1 protein-coding gene is annotated in these 26,975 nt (G+C 62.7%); it reads left to right on the top strand.

All coding sequences use genetic code 11. The features are described 5' to 3' along the window. Window positions 1-48: 48 nt before the first annotated feature. Window positions 49-26,940: a non-ribosomal peptide synthase/polyketide synthase gene (locus FFI94_RS17465; protein WP_260684497.1), complete on the top strand. Its 26,892-nt coding sequence runs from the start codon at window positions 49-51 to the stop codon at window positions 26,938-26,940. Window positions 26,941-26,975: the final 35 nt, after the last annotated feature.

Raw genomic sequence — 26,975 nt, 5'->3', positions numbered from 1 at the left:
GTGGCTACGCATTGGGCGGCTGCGGAGACCCCACAGGGTGGCACTATTGTGAAACGCTTCGATGTCAGGCAACAGCCCGCTCGAGTTTCGGACGTAGAGCTGTTTCCTCTCTCCGCCGCGCAGCGTGCGACATGGTTTGCGCAGCAACTCGAGCCGAAGGTGCCGATTTCGATAGCGCACTACGTCGAGTTGCGGGGAGCTCTTGATGTTGATCTGTTGCGCCGGGAAACCCGGACGGTCGCGCGGGAGTTTCAGTCGCCCTTGCTCAGGGTGCTCGAGGTCGACGGCGAGCCGATGCAATACGTGGACACCTCGATAGATATCCCGGTCGCGCTCATCGATTTCCGTGACTACGACGACCCGATGGTCGCTGCGCACGAGTGGATGCAGCGCGATTATCAGACCTGTCTCGATCTCGGAACCGATCGCCTGGTCGAAACGTCGGTGCTCTGGGTGGGTGAGCTGCACTACCTGTGGTACAGCCGAATTCACCATGTTGCACTCGACGGATTTGGTGCGATGACGCTGATGAATCGTATCGCGCACCGGTATTCGGCAGCGGTATCCGGGAGTGAACCGGATCCGAATCGCGCTGCGCCACTGCGCAAGCTGTACGACATCGACAGTCGCTACCGGTCCTCTCACCGTTTCGCCGCCGATCGCGAGTACTGGGCGGAGCGGAACTCAGGAGGCACTGGCTCAGCTTTGGCGATCGGGCTCGAACCCGCACACGCAGTCAGCAAACTTCAGAGTTCCGTGATGTCGCGGGAATCGGTTGCAGGCCTCCTGGAATCCGATGGTCAGGCGGCGACCATCATCAGCGCACTGGCCTGCTATCTGGCTCGGCTTACCGCGAAAAACACTGTACTGGTGCAAGTTCCGATGTCTGGCCGGACAACGGCGGTGCTGCGTGAGTCCGGCGGCATGATGGTCAACGTTGCACCGCTGACCATTTCGGTCGACGAAGACGAGACGGTTGCCGAACTCGGCTCACGCGTTCAGCGAGAGCTGATGGGAGCGCTTCGGCATCAGCGCTGCAGTCTTGAAGACATTCGCCGGGACATCGGTGTCAGTACAAGCGGTGTCGGCAGTGACGATTCATTGGCCGGGCCGATGGTCAATGTCATGCTGTTCCGACAAGAAGTTGAGCTCGGCCCGATGGTGGGTGAATACCACATTGTGACGTCAGGGCCGGTGGAAGATCTCCTGGTCAACGTGTATCCGAGCGCGGATCAACTGTTTGTCGATTTCCGGGCTAATCCGAACCGGTACGACGATTCAGTGCTGCGTGCGCACCACGGTCAGTTTGTCGAACTGTTGGAAGAACTGATCACGGCGGCGCCCGACACACGGCTTGCCACCATTCACGACCGATCTTTCCGCGCCGGTGTGAAACTGCGACGTGAAGCCGGGCAACTCCAGTACTGGAAGACCCAGCTCGCGGGGACGCCCGAATTACTGAATTTTCCGTCCGACCGAATTCGACCCGCGGCGCAGTCATTGCATTCCGAGCGCGTCGAAGTTCAGGTCAACGCTGATACACATCAGCGCCTGATCTCGCTGGCTCGGGAACACAACACCACCACCTTTGAGGCACTGCACGCTGGGTTTGCGATCTTGACCAGCCGAATGTGCGGTGTTGTCGATGTAGCGGTCGGGACGCCGGTGCCGGCGGGATTGAACATCGTGGGATCGAACATCGCGGGATCGAACATCGTGGTGCTGCGCAATCAGGTCGAACCGGATCAGCCCTTCACGCGGCTGCTGCGCCACGTCGCCAACGCCGATAGGGAAGCGTTCGAGCACGTAGATATACCGTTCGATCGGTTGGTAGAAGAGTTAGCGATCAATGATTCGCCTGCGTATTCGCCCATCGTCCAGGTGTTGTTCGAGTGCGGTACTGCCATGGACGAGGCTGGCAACGCTATCGGTCGATTCGACCTTCGGGTATCGGCGGCAGAAACCTTCGGCGACGACGGCGCACCGTCCGGCATCAGGGTGACGCTGGGGTTTGCCACCGATCTGTTCGACGCCGGCACCGTGGCTCGTCTCGGAACTCGATATCGAGCAATTCTGGAGACAGTCACCGCTGATCCCGAGACAGTGGTCGGCGACGTTGACATTCTTTCCGATGACGAACGGGGGGCGCTCCATCCCGTCGACACCCTGCCTCGACACTCGCAGCGCACACTGCCGGAGTTGTTCGATGCGGCGGTTCGGGCACATCCCGACGGTGATGCGTTGTCCTATCTTGGAGACTCGGTAACGTATCGCGAACTCGACGAGCGTTCGAATCAGTTGGCGCACGTGTTGGCGGCCGGCGGAATCGGACCGGAAGATCGTGTGGCGCTGGGTATGACACGTTCGATCGAGTCGGTCCTGGCCATGCTGGCAGTCGCGAAGTCAGGCGCGGCATTTGTGCCTGTGGATCCGACGTACCCCGCTGAACGAATCCAACACATGCTGAGCGACTCCGGTGCTGTGACTGGGTTGACAGTATCTGTCGAGCAATCCTCACTGCCGAATTCGATTCCGTGGATCATTCTCGATGACAACATGTTTCGTGTTCACTGCGCGGCGATGCCGATTTCGGCGGTCACCGATGCGGATCGGGTAAGACCCTTGCGCTGGGAGAACCCCGCATATGTGGTCTATACCTCCGGTTCCACGGGGCGGCCGAAAGGTGTGTCGGTCACCCACAGTGGACTGGACGGCTTTGCAGCTGAGCAACTCTCGCGGTTTGGTGCGACGCCGAACTCGCGAACGCTCCATTTCTCGACCCCGAGTTTCGACGCGTCGATCTTCGAGTATCTGCAGGCGTTCGGGGCCGCCGCGACAATGGTGATCGCTCCGCGCACGATCTACGGCGGCGAGGAGTTGTCCAGGTTCCTGAAAGCCGAACGGATTACCCACGGATTCATCACCACCGCCGCGCTCGGATCAACACCCGCCGACGGCCTTCCCGACTTTCAGGACGTGGTGTTCGGCGGTGAGGCTTGCCCGCCGGAACTGGTACAGCGGTGGGCCCCTGGCCGCAGGTTATGCAACGCCTACGGGCCGACCGAGACCACCGTCATGGCAAACATCAGTACGCCGATGTCGCCGGCGGGGCCGATTACTCTGGGTGGCCCACTTCGCGGGTACGTCGAAGTTGTCCTCGACTCGAGGTTGAACCCCGTCCCGGACGGTGTTGCCGGGGAGCTTTACATTTCGGGTGACGCTCTTGCTCGCGGATATCACGGGAAGCCGGGATTGACGGCAGAGCGGTTTGTGGCCAATCCCTTTGGCCACCCTGTTGACCGGATGTACCGGACGGGAGACGTGGTGCGCCGCCACGGCGGCACACTCGAATACGTCGGTCGCAGCGACTTTCAGGTAAAGGTCCGTGGGTTCCGCATCGAACTGGGTGAAATCGACGCTCTCCTGCATGCTCATCCGCGGGTGCGGACGGCGGTAACCGTGGCCCGAACCGCTCCGTCAGGCGATACCGTGCTCGTCTCGTACGTTGTGCCGGCCGAAGGGCAAGTGCTCTTACCCGCGGACCTGACGGACTACGTGGGGGAGCATTTACCCACATACATGGTGCCGGCGGCGATCGTGTTGCGCGACGCATTGCCGATGACACCGGTGGGAAAGCTTGATCGTGCGGCATTGCCTGCGCCACAATTTCTGCGGGGCGCCGGCGAATTCCGTGCCCCGCTCGACCCGCTGGAGCAGGTGGTTGCACAGATATTCGCCGATGTCCTGGGGGTTGAACGGATTGGCTTGGGTGAGCGCTTCTTTGATCTTGGCGGAAACTCCCTTGTCGCAACCAGGGTGATCGCTCGGGTCAACGCAGCAGAGGGAGTCGACCTCGGCGTCCGGAGTCTGTTCGAGGCTCCCACAGTTGAAGGATTGGCGGTGGAAATTCGCAGTGCGCGGTCCGCCACTCGCTCCGGTCGTCCGAATCTGACTGCGCAGCAGCGCCCGAGTAGCGTTCCCGTTTCGCTTGCACAGCAACGTATGTGGTTTGTCAACCAGTTCGACGTATCGTCGCCCGCATACAACATTCCGATGGTGGTGCGGCTGTCCGGAACATTGGACGTAGGTGCTCTCCGGGCTGCAATGGCAGATGTGATCAACCGTCACGAGTCGCTCCGCACCGTGTATTCGGCGTCGGTGGACGGGCCCCTTCAAGTTGTTGTTCCGCCGGGGGAGGTGATCGCAGATTTGATCCCTCAGGTCGACGCCACGCGCGACGCGTTGGATGAACGGATTTCCGAACTCGCGGGTCGGGGTTTCGACGTCAGTGCCGGTGTGCCGGTTCGCGGCGCGTTGTTCCGAATCAGTCCTGATGAGCACGTCCTGGTTCTTGTGGTGCACCACATTTCGGCGGACGGAGCGTCATTGGCGCCGCTCGCCCGCGACCTAGCGGCAGCATATGGGGCGCGAGTGGCCAAGCAGGATCCGAATTGGCTCCCGTTGCCGGTGCAGTACGCGGACTACAGCCTGTGGCAACGCGACGTTCTCGGCACCGACGAAGATCCGGGCAGCGTCATGGCCGCGCAGCTGGGGTACTGGAAGGCGACGCTGTCCGGTGTCCCCGCTGTTATCGACTTACCGCTGGATCGGCCGAGACCGGCGCAGCGATCGCTGCGCGGTGAGACCGTCGAGTTCTCGGTTCTCCCGGAATTGCACAGTAAAGTCCTCGAACTTGCTCGTCGGCACAACGCCACAGTGTTCATGGTGATGCACGCGGTGCTTGCGGTGATGTCGGCACGGATGAGCGGATCAGCAGACATCACGATCGGGACACCGACCGGGGGTCGTGGCGAGGAGGCCCTCGACGACCTGGTCGGGATGTTTGTCAACACACTGGTGCTGCGGACTGCCGTGCATCCCGCCGCGAGTTTCGAGCAAGTACTGGGCGGGGTACGCGAGGTGGATCTTGCGGCGTTCGGCCACACCGAGGTGCCGTTCGAGAGCGTCGTCGAAGCGTTGGCTCCGGAACGTTCGACGTCGTATTCACCGCTCTTCCAGATCCTGTTTGAGTTCCAGAACACCGTCGCGCCGCACCTGGAATTGCCCGGCCTCGCAGTGGACGTTGTACCGGTCGATGCCGGTGTCGCCAAGTTCGATCTGCAGCTGACGCTTGCGGAACGCCGTGACGACGTGGGGGCGGCGGCAGGCTTTGCGGCGTCGTTCACGTACGCGTCCGACATCTTCGATCGGGACACGGTAGCCGGGCTCGGGGAGCAGTTCGTTCGAATTCTGAGCGCGGTCGTTGCGGATACAAGCGTCCCCGTCGGTGACGTGGACGTTGTCGATTCGCGTGAGCGTGACGTGGTTGTGGGGTTGTGGAACGAGACAGATCGACCGGTTCCTCCGGTGACGTTGGTAGATCTGTTCGACGAACAGGTGTCGCGGACACCGGATTCGCCGGCTGTTGTATTCGGCGGGACGGTAGCCGGCGGAACGACGTTGTCCTATCAGGAGTTCGGTGAGCAGGTGAACCGGTTGGCACGGTTCCTGATCTCGGTGGGCGTTGGTCCGGAATCTCGAGTTGGCGTTGCGATTCCCCGTTCGGTGGAGTTGTTGGTGGCGGTGTATGCCGTGCTCGAAGCGGGTGGCGCGTACGTCGCGATCGATCCGGATCAGCCGCCGGACCGGGTGGCGTTTGTGGTCGACACCGCCGATCCCGTAGTGGTGCTGACACTGTCGAGTGAAGGTCTAAACCTACCCGCCGACGTCTCGGTAGTCGACTTGGATCACGTTGATGTGAACGAGTTTTCGAGTTCATCCATTGAGAGTGGCGACCGGATCACTCCACTGCGGCCGGAACACCCGGCGTACGTCATGTTCACGTCGGGATCGACGGGTCGACCGAAGGGCGTCGTGGTTCCACACGCGGGTGTGGTCAATCGGTTGCTGTGGATGCAGGATCACTACCCATTGGACGACAGTGATGTGGTGTTGCAGAAGACTCCGGTGACGTTCGACGTCTCGGTGTGGGAATTACTGTGGCCGTTGCAGGTTGGTGCCCGGTTGGTGATTGCAGAACCGGGTGGGCATCGTGATCCGGCTTATCTCGCGGACGTGATTGTCGACCAGTCAGTGACGGTGGTGCACTTTGTGCCGTCGATGCTCGAGGTGTTTGTTGCCGAAGCATCGGCAGCCCGGTGTTCACAGTTGCGCCGGGTATTCGTATCAGGTGAGGCGCTGCCGTCGAGGACTGCGCTGCGGATGCGTGAAGTGATTCCCGCTGCCGCGGTACACAACTTGTACGGTCCGACGGAGGCGTCGGTGGATGTGACGTTCCATGAGGTCGGGCCGGACGTTTTCGGGTCAGGCGCAACGGTAGTGCCTATCGGTGTGCCGGTGTGGAACACGCGTGTGTATGTGCTGGATGGGCGTTTGCGTCCGGTTCCGGTGGGTGTGGTGGGGGAGTTGTATCTCGGTGGTGTGCAGTTGGCTCGGGGGTATCAGGGGCGGGTTGATTTGACGGCGGATCGGTTTGTGGCGGATCCGTTCGGCGCACGGGGTGGACGGTTGTATCGGACTGGGGATCTGGTGCGGTGGGGTGGGGCGAGGGGCAGTAGCTCGGGTGAGTTGGAGTACGTCGGTCGTAGCGATTTCCAGGTGAAGTTGCGTGGCCAGCGGGTGGAACTCGGCGAGGTCGAGGGAACGCTCGCCCGGTGCGACGGGGTGGCTCAGGCAGTAGTGGTGCTGCGGCGCGGTGCTGCGGGCGATTATCTCGCCGGGTTTGTGGTTCCCCAGCCCGGAGCGACGGTGGATGAGCGAGTGATATCGGAACGGGCCGCGGCTGAACTTCCGGGGTTCATGGTGCCGTCGGTACTGGTGGTGATGGACGAGTTTCCGGTCACGGCAAATGGAAAGCTGGATAGAAAAGCGCTGCCGGAAACGGATTTCGAATCAGGCGTGGCCGGGTACCTTGCGCCACGTAACCCGATCGAAGAGATTGTTGCTGCCGTTTTTGCGGATCTCCTCGGAGTCGCGAAAGTAGGTTCGCACGACAATTTCTTTGCCCTCGGCGGGAACTCGCTGATCGCCACGAGGCTGGTCGCGAGGATCAATGCTGTTGTCGGGGACAGAATAGGTGTGCGGGACGTATTCGACGCCCCGACCGTCGCGGATTTGGCAGTACTGGCGCAGTCGAATGACGGCGTGGAATCCAGACCGCCCTTGAAGCCGCGGGGCGGCACTGCGGAAGTTCCGCTGTCGCTGGCGCAGCAGCGGATGTGGTTTGTCAATCAGTTCGACACGTCGTCGTCGGCGTACAACGTCGCGTTTGCGTTGCGGTTGGACGGCGCGCTCGATGTCAGTGCTCTGCAGGCAGCATTTGGTGACGTTGTCGAACGACATGAGGCGGTGCGCACCATCTTTCCGCTCACCGATGACGGCCCGCATCAGGTAATCGTGCCTACGGCGAGCGCAGTGCCTGATCTCGATCCCATCGTGGTGTCGGGTGATGTAGAACTGCGCGAGAAGTGTGTGCAGGTGCTCTCCGAAGGCTTCGACGTGACGGAGCAGGTCCCGTTGCGTGCCCGTCTGTTCCGGATCGGGGGAAAGACGGCTTCTCATGTCCTGGCAGTGGTGGTGCATCACATCGCTGCCGACGGGTTCTCGATGGCGCCGTTGGCCCGGGATGTCATGGGCGCGTATCGTTCACGTGCGCACGGTTCGGCACCGGACTGGGCTCCACTTGAGGTCCAGTACGCCGACTACACATTGTGGCAACGCGAGTGGCTGGGTTCGGAATCCGACGAACAGTCGCTGGTGTCGACGCAGCTGGCGTATTGGGCGAGCACGCTGTCAGGACTGCCCGAGGTGTTGGAGATACCCACCGACCGTCCGCGTCCCGCTGTTCGTTCGCTTCGCGGGGGGCACGTCCCGTTCTCGATCGGGCCAGACGTTCATGCGGGAGTGGTGGCCATGTCGCGGGAATACAACGTCACCGTGTTCATGGTGGTGCACGCGGTGTTGGCAGCGATGTTGGCGAGGTTGAGTGATTCCGGCGATATTGCCGTCGGCACACCGATCGCGGGCCGTGGCGAGAGGGAACTCGACGACGTGGTCGGCATGTTCGTCAACACGCTTGTCCTGCGCACCACGATCGACGCGGGCGCGACATTCGCCGAATTGCTCGGCACCGTCCGGGAAGCCGATCTGGGTGCGTTCACGCATGCGGAGGTTCCCTTCGAACGTGTTGTAGAAGTAGTGAATCCGTCACGCTCTACGGCGTATTCTCCTCTCTTCCAGGTCATGCTGGAGTTCCAGGACATCGAGCGGCCGACGCTGGAACTTCCCGATCTGCAGGTCACCAGCGTCGACGTCGAGATCGACACCACCAATTTCGATCTGCAATTGACTGTGTCGGAACGCGTGGGTGCCGACGGCGGCCCCGCCGGTCTGGAGGCAGAATTCAGTTATGCCACAGATCTTTTCGACGATTCTTCTGTCGCTACGATTGCGGGACGGCTGCAGCGAATACTCGAGTCTGTCACCGCTGATCCACAGGTGAGCGTCGGGGACATCGATATCCTCATCGCTGATGAACGCGGCGACCTGACCCCGGTGCGAGGCGGGGAAGGATTGGACCCGCGTACGTTGCCGGATCTGTTGGCAACCACAACCTCTCACGATCCGAATGCCATTGCGCTGATCTCCGACAAGCGTGAGGTGCAGTACCGCGAACTCGACGAGCGCTCGAATCAACTGGCCCGCCTGCTGATCGAGGTCGGTGTCGGGCCCGAGAACGTGGTCGCATTGTGCGTCCCGCGATCCGTCGACTCTATTCTGGCACTGTGGGCCGTGGCCAAGACGGGGGCCGCTTTCCTGCCGGTTGATCCGCATCATCCCTCGGCGCGAATCGAATACATGCTCACCGACTCCGGCGCAGTGCGGGGTGTGACAACGGCGGCGCACCACGCCACACTTCCCACCGTCGTGCCGTGGTTGGTGCTCGATGAACCGGGCTTCGACGAGCGGTTGGCGTTTTACTCGACGTCGAGGATCAGCGATGACGAGCGCACATCGACGATCCGGATCGACAATCCGGCGTATCTGATCTATACCTCCGGGTCGACCGGCACACCCAAGGGAGTCGTGACAACACACCGTGGTCTGCGCAGCTTTGCCGCGCAGGAGCATGAAACATTCGGAACCACATCGGGATCGCGGACACTGCACTTTGCATCGCCCAGCTTTGACGCATCGATTCTCGAATTGTTGTTGGCGACCGGTGCGGGCGCGACGATGGTGATAGCTCCGCCGTCCGTCTACGGCGGACCAGCGTTGGCGGAACTCCTTGAATCCGAGCAGGTCACGCATTGTTTTGTTACTCCGGCGGCACTCGCGTCGGTTGACCCCACCGGCCTCACAGCACTCGAATGTGTGGTGACAGGAGGTGAGGCTTGCCCGCCCGAACTGGTGGCACGATGGGCGCCGGGCCGGCGAATGTTCAATGCCTACGGACCGACGGAAACGACAGTCGTGTCGAGTATCAGTGCGCCCCTGGTGCCCTCGGAGCCGGTCACCATCGGCGCCCCCACCCGCGGGTTCACAGAACTTGTGCTCGATTCGCGGCTACAGCCGGTACCGGTCGGTGTTGCGGGCGAGCTGTATCTTGCCGGCCCTGCTCTTGCGCGTGGTTATCACGGGCGGTTCGGCCTGAGCGCCGAACGTTTTGTCGCCGATCCCTTCGGACCTGACGGAAGGCGGATGTACCGCACCGGCGATCGGGTGCGGTGGTCGAGCGGCGGGCAGTTGGAGTACCTCGGGCGCAGCGATTCCCAGGTCAAGATCCGTGGTTTCCGCATCGAACTCGGAGAGGTTGAATCGGCGCTCGGAGCACACGACGGCGTGGCCCAGGCCGTTGCACACGTCTGGAATGGTGACGGTAGCGGCGACAGGTTGATCGGGTACGTGGTTCCCGAAACTGGCGCGATGATCGATTCGAGAGACGTTCTCGAGGCCGCCGGTGCGCGACTGGCGTCGTACATGGTTCCGGCGGCGCTGGTGATCCTCGAATCTCTTCCCCTCACGGTTCACGGAAAGCTTGATCGTGCGGCGCTGCCTGCGCCTGACTTCTCCGCCGCGGTGACACCGGATCGACCACCGCGAACCGAGACCGAGGCGTTGCTTGCCGGACTGTTCTGCGAGGTACTCGGGCTGGAATCAGTGGGCGTCCACGATTCGTTCTTCGCGCTCGGCGGAGACAGCATCATGTCGATCCAATTGGTCGCCCGCGCGAAAGCTGCCGGTGTGATCCTGAGTCCCCGAGACGTTTTCGATCACAGAACCGTTGCGGCACTTGCTGAATCGGCGCGATTCGAGGGTGACGGCGCGGATACTCTCGACGAGTTGCCAGGTGGCGGTGTCGGTTCCGTTCCCTTGACCCCGGTTGTGTCGTGGATGCTGGAACGCAGCGGTGGTCAACTCGACCGGTTCTCTCAAGCCCTGCTACTGGCTGCACCCGCCGGGCTCACCCAGGACATTCTCGAGCGAGCAGTCCAGGAAGTGCTCGATCACCACGACATGCTTCGGGCGCGTCTGCTCCTCGGCAACAGCACCCAACCGGGCATCGACGTACTGCCGCCGGGTTCGATCACGGCGGACACGTTGATCAGACGGATCTCGGTCGACATAGTGGACGGTGACGACTTTGCCGCCGTGGCAGCCGCGGAACTCGAGGCTGCTGCCGACCTTCTGGATCCGGCCACTGGCGCGTTGATGCGCATTATCTGGTTCGACGTCCCGAACAGCAGCGGCCGCCTGCTTGTGGTTATTCATCACCTCGCGGTGGACGGCGTGTCGTGGCGCATCCTCGTCGCAGATCTTGCGTCCGTAGTGGGTCAACTCCAGACTGGCGAGGTTCCTTCTCTCGCACCCGTCGGAACGTCGATGCGACGCTGGTCGCACGGCTTGCGTGAGCGGAGCAGTGAACTCGCACGGAGTAGTGAACTGGCTCAGAGTAGTGAACTCGACCTGTGGAAGAGGATTCTGGACGGCCCGGATCCGTTGATCGGTTCGCGGCCACTCGATCCCGCAATCGACGTCCACTCGACCGTCGGTACCGTCACCGTCGAGGTGCCGCCCGCCGTGACCAGTGGTCTGCTCACCACCTTGCCGACGGCTGTTCACGGAAGTGTGGGCGACGGTTTGCTTGCCGCGTTGACGTTGGCCCTCGTCAGTTGGCGGAGCCGACAGGGCACTACTGCAGCGGATGCCCTGATCACTCTCGAAGGGCACGGCCGCGAGGAGAGCGTAGTTCCCGGCGCAGATCTTTCCCGCACCGTCGGGTGGTTCACCACCGTGTATCCGGTACGGCTGGATCTGACCGGAATCGATGTCGACGACGCGCTGGCCGGTGGTCGTGCTGCGGGGCAGTCGGTCAAAGCCGTGAAGGAGCAGTTGCGTGCTGTTCCGGATCACGGCATCGGCTACGGCATTCTGCGATACCTCGACGACGAAGGGGCGTCGCTTCGCCATTTCGGTTCTCCTCAAGTCAGTTTCAACTATCTGGGACGAGTGAGCACCACGGGCGGAACGCAAGACTGGCTGCCGGTTAGGGGCAGCGGAGAACTCGGTGGGACGCAGAACCACACCATGCCGGTCGCGTCCGTGATCGACATCAACGCTGCCGTCGAGGACGGTCCGGACGGGCCGCATCTGACTGCAACTTTCACCTACCCCACCGGTGTTGTCACAGAGGACGATGTCGCGGCGATAGGCAATCTGTGGCGTCGTGGGCTCGAAGGACTTGCGACTTACGCGTCACTGCCGGGTGCGGGTGGGCTCACCCCGTCCGACATTCCGCTGGTGTCGGCGAGCCAGCAACAGATCGAATTGTGGGAGGAGCGATTCCCCGCAGTGCGCGACGTGTGGTCGCTGTCTCCGCTGCAGGAGGGTCTGCTCTTTCACGCCGCCGTGGCAGCAGAAACTGTGGACGTTTATACCGCGCAGTTGTGCATCGAGTTGGAAGGTTCCGTCGACGGACGGCGCATGCGTTGCGCTGCGGCAGGTGTGGTCGCCCGTCACCCGAATCTGCGTACCGCGTTTGTCTACGGCAGCGACGGGGTGCCGGCTCAGGTGGTTGTCGACGACGTGAAGATTCCGTGGCGGGAGGTGGATCTGGCGGGTTACGGATCGGCCGCCGACGCGGAATTGCGACGCTGTCTCGACGAGGATCGCAGCGCCCGGTTCGCCCTCGACGCACCTCCGTTGCTGCGTCTGACACTGCTGCGCACTGCACCCGAGCGTTATGTGTTGGCGGTGACCAACCATCACATCATTCTCGACGGTTGGTCGATGCCCTTGTTGGTGCGGGAACTGCTGACGCGGTACGCCGCTGACGGAACCCCTGTGGATCTGCCGGCATCTCCCTCGTACCGCAATTATCTGAGCTGGTTGGCGCACCGGGATTCCGAAGCCTCAGCGCGGGCCTGGGAACGCGCCTTGGTTGGTGTTGCCGAGCCGACGCTACTGGCACCTTCCGCGCCTGGCGCGCACCTTGCAGTGCCGGCCGAGGTTGACATCGATGTGCCCGCGCCGGTGTTCGATGCCCTCACTGCCACCGCGCAGCGCAGCGGGGTCACGATGAACACGGTGATTCAGGCAGCATGGGGTGTTCTTCTGTCTCGCTTGCTCTCTCGTGACGACGTCGTCTTCGGCGCCACTGTCTCGGGACGATCGCCGGAACTGCCCGGGGTGGAAAACATGCTGGGGTTGTTCATCAATACACTGCCCGTTCGAGTGCAGATGAATCCGGACGAGACATGCGTGCAGTTGCTGGTTCGGATGCAGGGGGAGCACGCCGCTCTCCTCGATCATCACCAGATAGGGCTCGGCGAGATTCAGGCCCGTGTCGGCGTGGGCAACCTGTTCGACACGCTGTCGGTATTCGAGTCGTACCCGGTGGACACGTCCGGGCTGGACGACGATGTGGACATTGCCGGTATGCGCGTAGCGGGTGTGGATGCTCGCGACGCCACGCACTACCCACTGACCCTGCTCACGATCCTCGAACCCCGATTGCGGCTGAGCCTGCGCTATCAACCGTCAACCTTCGATGCCAAGACGGTGAGCCGGTACGTCGATCGGTTGGTGCGGATTCTCGAGACGATTGCTCTCGACGCCGATACACCGGTCGGTGACGTCGACATCTTTGCCGATGGTGAGCGTGAGTTGGTGCTGGGTGCGTGGAATATGACGGGCCACCGCGTGTCCGCTACGACCCTGGTGGATCTCTTCGATGCACAGGTGGCGCGCACTCCTGAATCCGCTGCGGTGGTGATCGACGGTGCGGTGTTGTCCTATCTCGAATTCGATGGGCGTGTGAACCGATTGGCGCGGCTGCTGATCGGTCTGGGCGTGGGTCCGGAATCGCGGGTGGGCGTTGCGGTTTCCCGGTCGCTGGAGATGCTGGTGGCAATCTACGCGGTGGTGAAGGCCGGCGGGGCGTATGTTCCGATCGACCCCGATCAGCCGGCGGAGCGCGTTGGGTATGTGGTGGGAGCGGCCAGTCCGGTGGTGGTGCTGTCCACAGCTGCCGAGCGGGGTGTGCTGCCCGCCGGTGTAACGGTACTGGAGCTGGATCATGTTGATGTATCGGAGTATTCACCGGACCCAGTGCTGGGCAGCGAGCGGATTGCGCCGCTACGGCCGGAGCATCCGGCGTATGTCATGTTCACGTCAGGTTCCACCGGTCGACCGAAGGGCGTGGTGGTTCCCCATGAGGGTGTAGTCAACCGTCTGTTGTGGATGCAGGATCGCTATCCGCTCACCGGTGACGACGTAGTGTTGCAGAAAACGCCGTCGACATTCGACGTATCGGTGTGGGAGTTGTTCTGGCCGTTGCAGGTTGGTGCCCGGCTGGTCATCGCTGAGCCGGGTGAGCATCGTGATCCGGTGTATCTCGACCGCGTGATCCGCGACGAGTCCGTCACGACGGTGCATTTTGTACCGTCGATGCTCGAGGTGTTTCTCGCCGGCGTTGACGTCGGCGGCCATGACTCAGTGCGGCGGGTGTTTACCAGTGGCGAAGCGCTGGCAGCGTCAACAGCTGCGCGTCTGCTGCGGCGCAGCGATGCGGAACTGCACAATCTGTACGGTCCGACGGAGGCGTCGGTGGATGTGACGTTCCATGAGGTCCGGCCGGAAGATGTCGGGTCGGAGGTTTTCGGGTCGGACGTTTTCGGGTCAGGGGCAACCGGAGTGCCTATCGGTGTGCCGGTGTGGAACACGCGTGTGTATGTGCTGGATGGGCGTTTGCATCCGGTTCCGGTGGGTGTGGTGGGGGAGTTGTATCTCGGTGGTGTGCAGTTGGCTCGGGGGTATCAGGGGCGGGTTGATTTGACGGCGGATCGGTTTGTGGCGGATCCGTTCGGCGCGCGGGGTGAGCGGTTGTATCGGACTGGGGATCTGGTGCGGTGGGGTGGGGCGAGGGGCAGTAGCTCGGGTGAGTTGGAGTACGTCGGTCGTAGCGATTTCCAGGTGAAGTTGCGGGGCCAGCGGATCGAATTGGGGGAGATCGAGGCAGTATTGACACGCCAGGAGGGGGTCGCGCAGGCAGCGGTGGTTCTCCGAAGCGGGGCTGCCGGGGAATTCCTTGCGGCGTATGTTGTTGCCGCGGCGGGTGTAACGCTGGTCGAGCGTGAAGTGCTGGACTCGGCCGCACAGGATCTGCCCGCGTACATGGTGCCGTCGGTGGTGACGGTGCTCGCGGTGCTGCCGGTGACCGCGAACGGAAAACTGGACCGAAAAGCCCTGCCGGAACCGGAGTTTGCCACAGCGGTGTATCAAGCTCCGAGCACACCGGTGCAGGAAGCGATTGCGCAGGCATTTGCCGACGTGATCGGCGTTGATCGCGTCGGCGCCGACGACAGTTTCTTTGCACTCGGCGGAGATTCGCTCAGTGCTACCCGAGCAGTGGGGCGGATCAACAGCGCGTTGAACACCGAACTGAACGTTGCCGGGTTGTTCGACACGCCGGTGGTTTCCGCACTTGCTGCCAGGCTCGAGTCAACTGTAGGAAACGAACTCACCCAACCTGCACTCGCGGCCAGGCCGCGCCCCGATCGAATCCCGCTGTCCCTCGCTCAGGCACGCATGTGGTTCGTCAACCAATTCGACACGTCCTCGTCGGCCTACAACATCCCCGTTGTCCTGCAGTTGGACGGAGCTGTGGATCTGGATGCTCTCCAGGCGGCCCTCGGTGATGTGCTGGACCGGCATGAGTCCTTGCGAACTGTGTTCCCGGGCTCGGTGGACGGGCCGCGACAGCTGATTCTCGAATCCTCGGCTGTTGCGCCGGACCTTCGTCCGATTCCGGTGTTCGATCAGGAACTTCACGCTGTGATCGAAAACCTCACCGGAACAGGATTTGACGTCACCACGGACCTTCCGATCCGCGTGCAGTTGCTGCGACTGGCTTCCGAGCGGCACGTTCTTGCCATTGTCGCTCACCACATCTCGGCTGACGGATTCTCGATGGCACCGTTGGCACGAGATGTCATGCGTGCGTATACAGCGCGCACGCAACATCAGAGTCCCGGGTGGGCGGCGTTGCCCGTGCAGTACGCCGACTACAGCCTGTGGCAGCGGGAGGTTCTGGGCACAGAGCAACAATCGGAGTCGGTGATCGCCGATCAACTCGACTATTGGACGGCGGCGTTGTCCGGCATCCCCGAGGTCCTGCCATTGCCGTTGGATCGACCGAGGCCGGTTCAGCGGTCCACGGAAGGATCCGTGGTGCCGTTCGACATTCCGGCCGGCGTTCACCGTGAACTGGCCGAGATTGCGCGCCAGAGTAATTCGACGCTGTTCATGGTGATGCACGCCGCCCTGGCTGTGGTGTTGGCACGGTTGTCGGCCTCGAGTGACGTTGCGGTGGGGACGCCGGTCGCGGGCCGGGGCGAAGCGTTACTCGACGATGTGGTGGGAATGTTCGTCAATACGCTTGTGCTTCGAACGCCGGTGTCGCCCGGAGCATCATTTGCCGAGGTGCTGAGAACGGTGCGCACGGTAGATCTCGGTGCGTTCGGGCATGCGGACATCCCCTTCGAGCGGTTGGTGGACGCGCTTGCACCGGAACGGTCCACGGCGCATACACCGCTGTTTCAGGTGGTCATCGAATTCCAGAACTCCAGCCACCTGCGACTTGAACTGCCGGAGTTGACTGTCCGCGAACTCGACATCGATCTGGACGTGGCAAAATTCGACCTGCAACTGAGTCTCGTCGAGCGGGTGGACGAGCACGGTTCGCCGGCCGGTATCAGCGCCGGGTTCCGCTATGCGGGCGATATTTTCGATCACGCATCGGTTCGACGTCTGTCGGAGCGATTTGTACGTGTCGTCGAAACCGTTGCCGCAGATCAGTCGGTGCCGGTCGGCGATATCGACATACTGCTCCCGGCCGAACGCGAGCGTGTGCTGCTGAGCTCGAACCGGCCGGGCGTTGATGCTGGACCGCAGTCGCTCGTAGATCTATTCGATCTGTCGGTAGCGTCAGCCGGCCAAGCGGTTGCTGTGAGCTGCGACGGCGGTACGGTGACGTACCTCGAACTCGACGAACGGGCGAACCGCCTCGCGAGGCTGCTGGTGTCGCGGGGAGTGGGTGCGGAAACTCTGGTTGCCGTTGCTATGACGCGTTCCCTCGATCTGGTGGTGGCGCTGCTTGCTGTAGTGAAGGCTGGTGCGGGCTACCTGCCCGTGGACGTGGCCTCGCCGGCTCAGCGACTGGAATTCCTGCTGAGCGACAGTGCGCCGGCCTGTGCGCTCACCACAATCGAAGACAGCGGCATCCTGGACGCTTCGAGTGTCCCCACAATCGTGGTGGACAGCGACGAAACTGTGACTGCGCTGAAAGGGTTTCCGTCGTCACCGGTAACGGATGCCGATCGCCTGCGTCCGCTGCACCTGGATTCGGTGGCGTACGTGATCTATACCTCCGGTTCTACCGGACGGCCGAAGGGCGCGGCGGTTACACACCGCAACGCGGTCACGTTGCTGGCAAACGCCCAGTCGCTGTACGGATTCGGTGAAGACGATGTGTGGACTATGTTCCATTCCGCCGCGTTCGATTTCTCCGTCTGGGAAATGTGGGGTGCCCTCGCCCACGGTGGACGATTGGTATTGGTCGACTACTTCACCGCGCGCTCACCCGAGGCATTCCTCGAACTGCTGCAGCGCGAGCGCGTCACCGTGCTCAATCAAACGCCGACGGCCTTCTACCAACTGGCGCAGGCCGACCACCTGGCCGGCGAGCCTGATCTGCTGTTGCGGTATGTGATCTTCGGCGGGGAAGCCCTCGACTTCGGGCAGTTGGAACGCTGGTACTCGCGACGCGGCGACAGCGCCCCGACTCTGGTCAACATGTACGGCATCACGGAAACAACGGTGCATGTCAGCTGTCTGCCGCTGGATGAGGACCTCGTGCGCGGCGTATCCGCATCGGTGATCGGCCCGGCGTTGCCTGGCCTGCGCGTGTACGTGCTCGACGATCGGCTTCATCCGGTGCCCCCGGGCGTGGCCGGCGAGATGTACGTCTCGGGTGCGCAGATCTCACGGGGGTACCTCGGCCGGTTCGCGCTCACCTCCGCACGGTTTGTTCCGGACCCCTTCAGTCCCGGGATGCGTATGTACCGGTCCGGCGACCTGGCGCGATGGAATGAGCAGGGCCAGTTGGAGTATCTCGGCCGCAACGACCAGCAGGTGCAGGTGAAGGGCTACCGGATCGAACTCGGTGAAGTCGAGTCGGCCTTGCTCGCCGGCGCGGGAGTGGCGCAGTCGGCGGCGGTGGCACGCGGTGATCGGTTGGTGGGCTACGTGGTGCCGGAGGCCGGCGCGGCAATCGACCCTGATGCACTCCTCGACGAGGTTGCGGAGAGTTTGGCATCTCACATGACGCCGTCGGTTGTTGTCGTCCTCGGCGAACTGCCCCTCACCGGAAACGGGAAACTTGACCGACAAGCACTGCCGGAACCGGACTTCGGGCAACAGGTCACGGCGAGCCGAGCCCCGGTTTCCGAGAACGAACGCATTCTTGTCGACCTGTTTGCCGAGGTTCTGGGACTAGGCACAGTGGGCGTCGACGATTCGTTCTTCACCCTCGGCGGCGACAGCATCATGTCGATCCAGTTGGTGACCCGCGCCAAGGCGGCCGGAGTTCTGATAACGCCACGAGATGTATTCGAGCGCAAAACCGTTGCGGCGCTGGCTCAGACGGCTCGAACGAGTGGCGAAGACGTTGTTCTGGACGAGTTGCCCGGCGCTGGTGTCGGTGATGTCGCATTGACGCCGATCGCTGTGTGGATGTTCGAACGCGGCGGTGATTTTCGCCGCTACTCGCAGTCTGCACTGTTCACGGTTCCAAGCAACGTCGACGAAAACACCCTGACGGCGGCCGTGCAGGTTGTGCTGGACCGACATGATGTCTTGCGAGCGCGACTGCACCCAACAGATCGGAGTAGGGAAGGCGATCACGGGTGGGAACTGGAGGTGATGGGCGAAGGTTCGGTCACGGCGTCCGCAGTGGTCCGGCGAGTACCGACGGATGCCGGGTCAACCGTCGCTGGGTCAACCGTCACCGAGCCTGCCGACACGGCTACGGCGAGGGAACTTGATGCTGCGGTAGGTCGGCTGGACCCGGAATCCGGTGTCATGGTGCAGATCGTCTGGCTCGACAACGGCCCGGATCGACAGGGCCGCTTGCTGTTTGCTGTCCATCACCTGGTGATGGACGGCGTGTCCTGGCGAATACTGATCCCCGATCTTGCCCTGGCTTGTGCTCAGATTCAGGCTGGTGTCGAGTCGGTCCCGGCGCCGGTGGGGACGTCGATGCGCCGGTGGTCCCATGCATTGGTCGACGCCGCCCATGACGTGCACCGCGGTGCTGAACTCGAATTCTGGCGACAGACGCTCACCGGCCCCGATCCTGCGCTGGGAATGCGGCCCCTGACGTCTGCGGACACCGGAGCCACCGCCGCGGACATCGAGGTGCGAGTTCCCGCTGAATTGACCGAGAGACTGCTCCTGGCAGTGCCGCAGGCATTTCACAGCAGTGTTGCCGACGGATTGTTGACTGCGCTGAGCCTGGCTTTGGTCCGGTGGCGTCGTGATCGTGGGATCACTCAGGCGGACGCTTTGCTGAACCTCGAAGGTCACGGCCGTGAAGAGCAGGTCGTTCCCGGTGCAGATCTCGCTCGCACCGTCGGATGGTTCACGACGATCTTCCCGGTTCGCCTCGATCTGAACGGTGTGGATCTCGACGACGCCTATGCCGGTGGTCCTTCGATGGGCGATGCGATCAAGGCGGTGAAGGAGCAGTTGCGCGCGGTTCCCGAGCGCGGCATCGGTTTTGGACTTCTCCGATATCTGAACCGTGATACGGCCCGGCAACTTTCGCCGTTACCCGCTCCGCAGATCAGCTTCAATTACCACGGACGGCTAGGCAGTGCCGGCGCCGACAATTCGGTCGGCTGGGCGCCGATTGACGATGGCGGACTGCGCGACGCTACAACGGCAGACCTGCCACTGGCTGTTGTGGTCGACATCAATGCGATGACGATCGAGACCGATGACGGTCCGGTATTGAGCTCGACCTGGACGTACCCACCTGGCGTTCTCACCGGCGAAGACGCACAACAACTTACCCAGCTGTGGATGGAAGCGCTTGCTGCGCTCGGTGCGTACGCGGAATCAGGGGGTGGGTTCACGCCGTCCGACTTCGATCTTGTCGACCTTCGGCAGGATGCGATCGAAAACCTCGAAAGTCGTTGCGCGGACCTGGCCGACGTCTGGCCGCTCTCGCCCCTGCAATCGGGGCTTCTCTTCCATGCGGAACTGGCGGACGAATCCGCCCACGACGACGAGTCTGTTGACGCCTATCTCGTGCAGGTCGCGCTCGACCTTGTCGGTGATGTGGATCCCGATCGGTTGCACCGTGCTGCTGCCACAGTGCTCGACCGGCATGCCAACCTTCGCGCCGCGTTCCTGCACGACGTAGACGGGCAGGCTGTGCAAGTGGTCAGTCGGAAGGTGTCCCCGCCGTGGCTGGAGGTTGATCTCACGGCCGGCGGCGAGAGGACCGTCGACCACGTTCTGGCGCAGGACAGGTCGACGCCGTTCGACATGACACAACCGCCGCTGATCCGGTTCACGCTGATCAGGATCACGCCGAGCACGTACACGCTCGTGGTCACCAACCATCACATCCTGCTCGACGGGTGGTCGATGCCGTTGCTGGTCAAGGAACTGTTGACGTTGTACGCCGTCGACGGTGACGTGTCGGCATTGCCGCGCACACGCGGGTACCGTGACTACCTCGAGTGGATGAGTCGCCGCGATCACGGCGACTCCCGAGACGCGTGGGCCCTGGCCCTCTCCGGGGTGGACGGCCCGACCCTGCTCGCTCCCGTGGATCGCGCGCGCCGATTGTCCACTACGGCGGAGGAATGGGTGTTCGACGTCGGTGAAGACACGACTACTCGTCTGCGAGATGCTGCGCGTTCGCGTGGGCTGACAATGAACACGCTGGTGCAGGTGTCGTGGGGGATCGTGCTCGCCGCGATGACCGGGCGAGACGACGTCCTGTTCGGTGCCACAGTATCGGGACGACCACCTGAACTGGGCGGCATCGAAACGATGATCGGACTGTTCATCAACACACTTCCTGTGCGGATCAGTCTTCGTAACGACGAGACGCTGGGTGAATTGGTCGATCGGGTTCAGGTCGAGCAGGCAGCGTTGCTGGATCACCACTATCTCGGTCTTGCCGAGATTCAAGAGGTCGGTGGCCCGGAGATCGGATTCGACACGTTGACCGTGTTCGAGTCGTATCCGGTTGACCGCGAGGGATTGTCGACGGACACCGACATCGCCGGAATGCGAGTTACCGGCGTCGACGCCAAGGATGCCGCCCACTATCCGCTGAGTCTGGTGGCGTCGGTCGACACCAGGTTGCACCTGAAATTCGAGTATCTTCCCGACGTTTTCGGTTCGGACGCAATCGAATCCATGGCACGTCGTCTGCTGCAGATGCTCGAGAATTGTCTTCGCCCCGACCAACCGTTGGCCGCCGTATCGCTGTTGACCGATAGCGAGCGCCGCGATCTGATGCCGGTTAGCGGCCCCAGCGGCGGTTCGGCCCGCACCTTGCCGGAGATTTTCGGCGACGCCGCCACACGTAATCCAGATGCGATCGCCGTCGTCTCGGAGGACGGCGACATGAGTTTCGAGGAGTTGGACCGACGCTCGAATCGAATTGCCCGAGTGCTGATCTCGCATGGCGTTGGCCCGGAGAATCAGGTCGCCGTGGGGATTCCGCGCTCGCTCGATTCGGTACTGTCGATGGTGGCGGTGGCAAAAACAGGCGCCGCATTTGTGCCGATCGACCCGAACTATCCGGACGAGCGTATCGCTCATATGCTCGCAGACTCCGGAGTAAGCGTCGGTGTCACCACAACCGAGCACCACGATCGCCTCCTGGGAACAGCGCGTTGGCTGGTTCTCGACCACCCGGACTTCGTGGACGAATGCGAGGACCACTCCGGGGCACCCGTGACAAATTCCGACCGAATCCGTCCGATCAGGATGGATTGCGCTGCGTACATCGTGTACACGTCGGGGTCTACGGGACTGCCCAAAGGGGTGGTCGTCACGCACCAGGGGCTCGACAATTTCGCCCGCGACCAGATCGACCGATTCGCCGCGAATTCCCGATCTCGAACCTTGCACTTCTCCACTCCGAGTTTCGACGGGTCGCTCTTCGAATACCTGCAGGCGTTCGGCGCCGGCGCGACGATGGTGATTGCGCCACCTGACGTGTACGGCGGTGAGGAACTCGCCCGGCTATTGGCCGATCAGGACGTCAGCCACGCATTCATCACCACCGCAGCTCTGGCTTCTCTGGATCCGGCCGACCTCGAACATCTTACGGACCTCGTGGTGGGCGGTGAGGCGTGTCCACCCGATCTGGTCGATCGCTGGGCACCGGGCCGGCGGTTGCACAACGCCTACGGGCCGACCGAAACGACGATTATGTCCAACATCAGCGCGCCGATGGTGCCGGGGGATCCCATCACCATCGGTGGACCTATTCGCGGTGTGAGCGAAGTAGTACTCGACGCTCGGCTGCAACCGGTCCCAGTCGGGGTGCCAGGCGAGCTGTATCTGGCCGGGGCCGGATTGGCGCGGGGATACCATCGGCGCCCAGGGCTGACCGCCGAACGGTTTGTTGCCAATCCCGCCGATCCGGGGTCTCGCATGTACCGCACCGGCGACATCGTGCGCTGGACGCCGGACAAGTGCATCGAGTACGTCGGTCGCAGTGATTTCCAGGTCAAGGTTCGTGGTTTCCGCATCGAACCCGGTGAGATCGACAGTGCTCTCCTGGCGCAGCCCCGCGTCGGGTTTGCGGCCACAATCGCTCACCGTGGTCCTGCCGGCGACACCCAGCTCGAGTCCTACGTCGTACCAGCTGCTGGAGGCGCTCTCGATGCCGACATTCTCGCGCGCGCACTGTCGAACAAATTGCCCTCGCACATGGTTCCCTCCTCGATCACAGTGCTGGAGCGCATTCCACTGACGGCGGTGGGCAAGCTCGACCGCTCGGCTCTGCCTGTCCCAGACGCAGTGTCGCGGACCCGGCCTTTCCGAGAGCCGACTGGGCCGATTGCACAGGCAGTCGCGGAAGTCTTTGCCGATGTACTCGGCCTCGAACGGGTGGGTGCCGACGACGATTTCTTCGACCTCGGTGGCAATTCGCTCAGTGCAACTCGGGTCACAGCGAGGCTCCGGACAGTGCTCGGTGTCGACAGCGGAGTGCGGGATCTCTTCGAGGCGTCGACCGTTGACGGCCTGGCCACGCGCATCGAGCAGTTGCGTACATCCGAGCAAATGCGTACCGGAGTGTTCGGGCGTCCGCGCCTCGAAGCCCGTACCAGGCCGGGAGATGTTCCACTGTCGTTCGCTCAGCAGCGAATGTGGTTTGTCAATCAACTCGACACCAGTTCTCCCGCATACAACATTCCGATCGCGGTCCGCTTGAGCGGCGAACTCGATACGCCGGCACTGGGTTCGGCCGTGTCCGACCTTGTCGACCGTCACGAGTCGCTGCGGACCATGTTCCCAGTCCGCGGCGCTGCGCCCGTCCAACAGATACTCCCGGCCGAGAATGCGGTGGAACCCCTGCTGCCTCATCGTGTTGCGGACGAGCATGAATTGCACGACGAGCTCGCCCGGCTGGTGTCGGCGGGTTTCGACGTCACTGCGCGCATTCCGTTGCGAGTGGCACTGTTTGCGCTGACCGACACCGAACACGTTCTGGCCGTTGTGGTCCATCATATTTCGGCTGACGGCTTCTCGATGTCCCCGCTTGTTCGGGATCTGATGACGGCCTATCAGGCACGCACCCGCGGCGTCGCGCCGGACTGGGCGCCGTTGCCGGTGCAGTACGCAGATTACGCGTTGTGGCAACGCGAGGTACTGGGTGATGATGACGATCCAGCGTCGGTGATCGGAGAGCAACTTGCCTATTGGCGCAGCGCGCTGGCGGGTACTCCGGATCTCCTCGAACTGCCCCTCGATCGGGACCGGCCGGCGCAGCAGACCTTCCACGGCGCTCGTGTGCACTTCGGTGTTGGGCGGGAACTTCATCACCGCATCCGAGAACTGTCGCGCCGGCATCACTCCACCGAGTTCATGACCGTGCATGCCGCGCTCGCGATCCTGCTGGCGCGTCTCGGCAGCACTGACGACGTGGTGATCGGGACGCCGATTGCCGGCCGAGGGGACCGCGCTCTCGACGATCTGATCGGTATGTTCGTCGGCACGCTTGCTCTTCGAACGAAAGTCGAACCGGCACAGTCGTTCCGCGCGCTGGCCGAGCATTGCCGCCAGGTGGATCTCGGTGCGTTTGCCAATGCCGACGTCCCCTTCGAGCGAGTGGTCGACACGATCGGCCCGAACCGGTCGACGGCGTATGCGCCGATAGCGTCGGTGTCGCTAGAGTTCCAGAACAACGATCGGCCGGTGCTGACGCTGCCGGAGTTGGACGTGCGGGGAATCGACCCCGAACTCGACGTCGTCAAGGTAGATCTCGAATTCCTCCTGGCGGAGGAATTCGACGACGACGGTGCGCCGACGGGCATGAGCGGTGCCGTCGACTTCGCCACCGATCTTTTCGACAGGGAGACCGTCGCCGGGTTTGCCGATATGTTCGTGCGCGTTCTCGAATCGGTCACCGAGAACCCGGACGGGCCGATCGGCGACATTCCGCTGCTGGGAGAGGTGGATCGCCGCACGATGGTGCCGGCGCTCGGCGAGCCGGCAGTGCGGCCGCAGTTGTGGCCCGAGCTGCTGACAACCGCTGCGGCGTTCGACCCGGACTCGGTGGCATTGACCTACGAGGGCCGCCACGTCAGCTATCGCGAACTCGACGAGTGGTCGAACAGAGTGGCGCGGGTCCTGCGAAGGCGCGGAGTAGGTCCGGAAACCTTTGTCGCATTGGGGATGCCCCGTTCGATCGAGTCCGTCGTGTCGATCTGGTCGGTCACGAAGGTGGGAGCGGCATTTGTGCCGGTCGATCCGGCCTACCCGCGCGAGCGGATCGACTACATGCTCGCAGACTGCCGTGCTTGCGTAGGACTCACCGTAACGGGCAGTCGAGGTCAACTCCCCGATACGGTTCCCTGGTTGGTACTCGACGACGCGGAATTTGCGGAGCGTGTGGCGGCGGAGTCGTCGGCGGAGGTCACCGACCAGGATCGGACGTGCCCGCTGCATCTCGAACATCCGGCGTATCTCATCTACACCTCGGGTTCGACCGGAAAGCCGAAGGGTGTCAACGTTACTCACCGTGGGTTGGCGAACCTCACCGCAGAAACGCGAGAACGATTCGAAGTCACTCATGAATCGCGCGTATCGCAGTTGGCTTCGCCAAGCTTCGACGCGTCGGTGTTCGAGTTGATGATGGCGTTCAGTGCGTCGGCGCGTGTTGTGATCGTTCCGGCCGCTGTCTACGGCGGTAGTGAATTGGCCGACCTCCTTCGCGATGAGCAGGTCACCCATGCCACTATCACGCCCACAGCGCTGGCGGCATTGGGCGACAACGGATTCGAATCGCTGCACGTCCTCGATCTGGTGGGGGAGGCCTGCCCGCCGGATGTGGTCGCGCAATGGGCGCCGGGTCGTAGTCTGCACAACGGGTACGGACCGACGGAAACCACGGTGCAGGCCAGCGTCAGTGCGCCGATGCGACCCGGAGAAGGAGTGAACATCGGGGCACCCGCGCTAGGGTTCGGCTTCCTTGTCCTCGACGAGCGACTGCAGCCTGTCCCGGTCGGTGTTCACGGCGAATTGTACATCATCGGCCCCGGCATGGCGCGCGGTTACCACAATCGAACTGTCCTCACCTCGGAGCGATTTGTCGCGTGCCCGTACGGAGAGCCAGGGCGCCGGATGTACCGCACCGGAGATGTGGTCCGGTGGCGCGAGTCGGCACACGGAACGCCGGAGACTCACGAGACACCGGAGACTGACGAGACACCCAACGGAGACGGCCACACGCTCGAGTACATCGGACGTAGCGACTTCCAGGTCAAGGTTCGAGGTTTCCGCATCGAACTCGGCGAAATCGACGCCGTTCTCGTGCGTCATCCATCGGTGGACTTTGCCGCTACCATCGGCCATACCGCTCCATCGGGTGACACGGTTCTCGCGTCGTACGTGCGAGCAGTGGACGGACACGAGGTGGAGCCTGCAGACCTACGCGCCTTCACTGCGGAACGATTGCCGTCACACATGGTGCCGGCCGCAGTGGTGGTACTCGATCGCATCCCGATGACACCGGTGGGCAAACTTGATCGAAAAGCCCTGCCTGCGCCGGAATTCGGGTCGATCGGCGCGGAGTATCACGCACCGACCACCAAGACCGAACATGCCGTCGTGGACGCCTTTGTCGAGGTTCTCGGAGTAGATCGAGTCGGCACCGCCGACAGTTTCTTCGACCTGGGCGGCAATTCACTCATCGCGACCAGAATCGTCACTGCCCTGCATTCACGCTTGGATCGCAGGATTCCGCTTCAATGGATGTTCCTCGACCCGACGCCCGCGGGGATCGCACGACGCCTTGATATCCCCACAGCGAGCGCGGATCTGGACGAGGCACTTGCCGTGGTGATTCCACTACGCGCCGAGGGGAGCGGTCGGCCGCTGTTCTGTGTGCATCCGGGAATCGGATTGTCTTGGGGTTACGCGGGTTTGGTGCAGTATCTACCACCTGATCGGCCGGTGTACGGATTGCAGCTGCCGACGATCAGTGACGACGGCGACTACCGTTCGATCGAACAACTCGCGAACCGCTATGTCGAGGAAATCGAGGCCATCGCGCCCCACGGTCCGTACGACTTGCTCGGCTGGTCGCTCGGAGGGGTCATCGCACACGCCATGGCAGTAGAACTTCAATTGTCGGGCCGTGACGTTGCCACATTGGCTGTCATGGACAGCTACCCGGACAACGGTGACGTGGCACCGCAGGGCGGACTCGATGTTCGAGATCTGCTGCGCGGCCTCGGATTGGAGATCGAATCGGGAGGTGAGATGACCTTCGAACAGGCCGCCGCACTGTTGGACGACTCGCTCGGGACCGAGACCGGGATACGGGGAAAAGACCTCGAACGGATTGCCGCGGGATACGAGAACTCGCAGCGGATCGGTCACCAATTCGTCCCCCAGGTGTACGACGGGAACCTGCTCATCTTTCCGGCCACAGGCGAGGGTGACAGCGAAACTCGGGAGCGGTCACCACAGGAATGGAAGCCGCTCGTGACCGGGCGAGTTGACGAGATACCCGTCGACTGCGCGCATAACGAGATGATCGAACCGCAGGCCATGACCATCATCGGGCCGGCGCTTGCGCGTGCTCTCTCGGCGGATTCCTGAACCCGTTCGCGCACAGTGCCGATCGCGTGATGTTT

This window comes from Rhodococcus sp. KBS0724 (assembly GCF_005938745.2).
Classification (GTDB): domain Bacteria; phylum Actinomycetota; class Actinomycetes; order Mycobacteriales; family Mycobacteriaceae; genus Rhodococcus_F.
The sequence above is the reverse complement of the archived record's forward strand: the minus strand, read 5'-3'. Positions and strand labels throughout refer to the sequence as shown.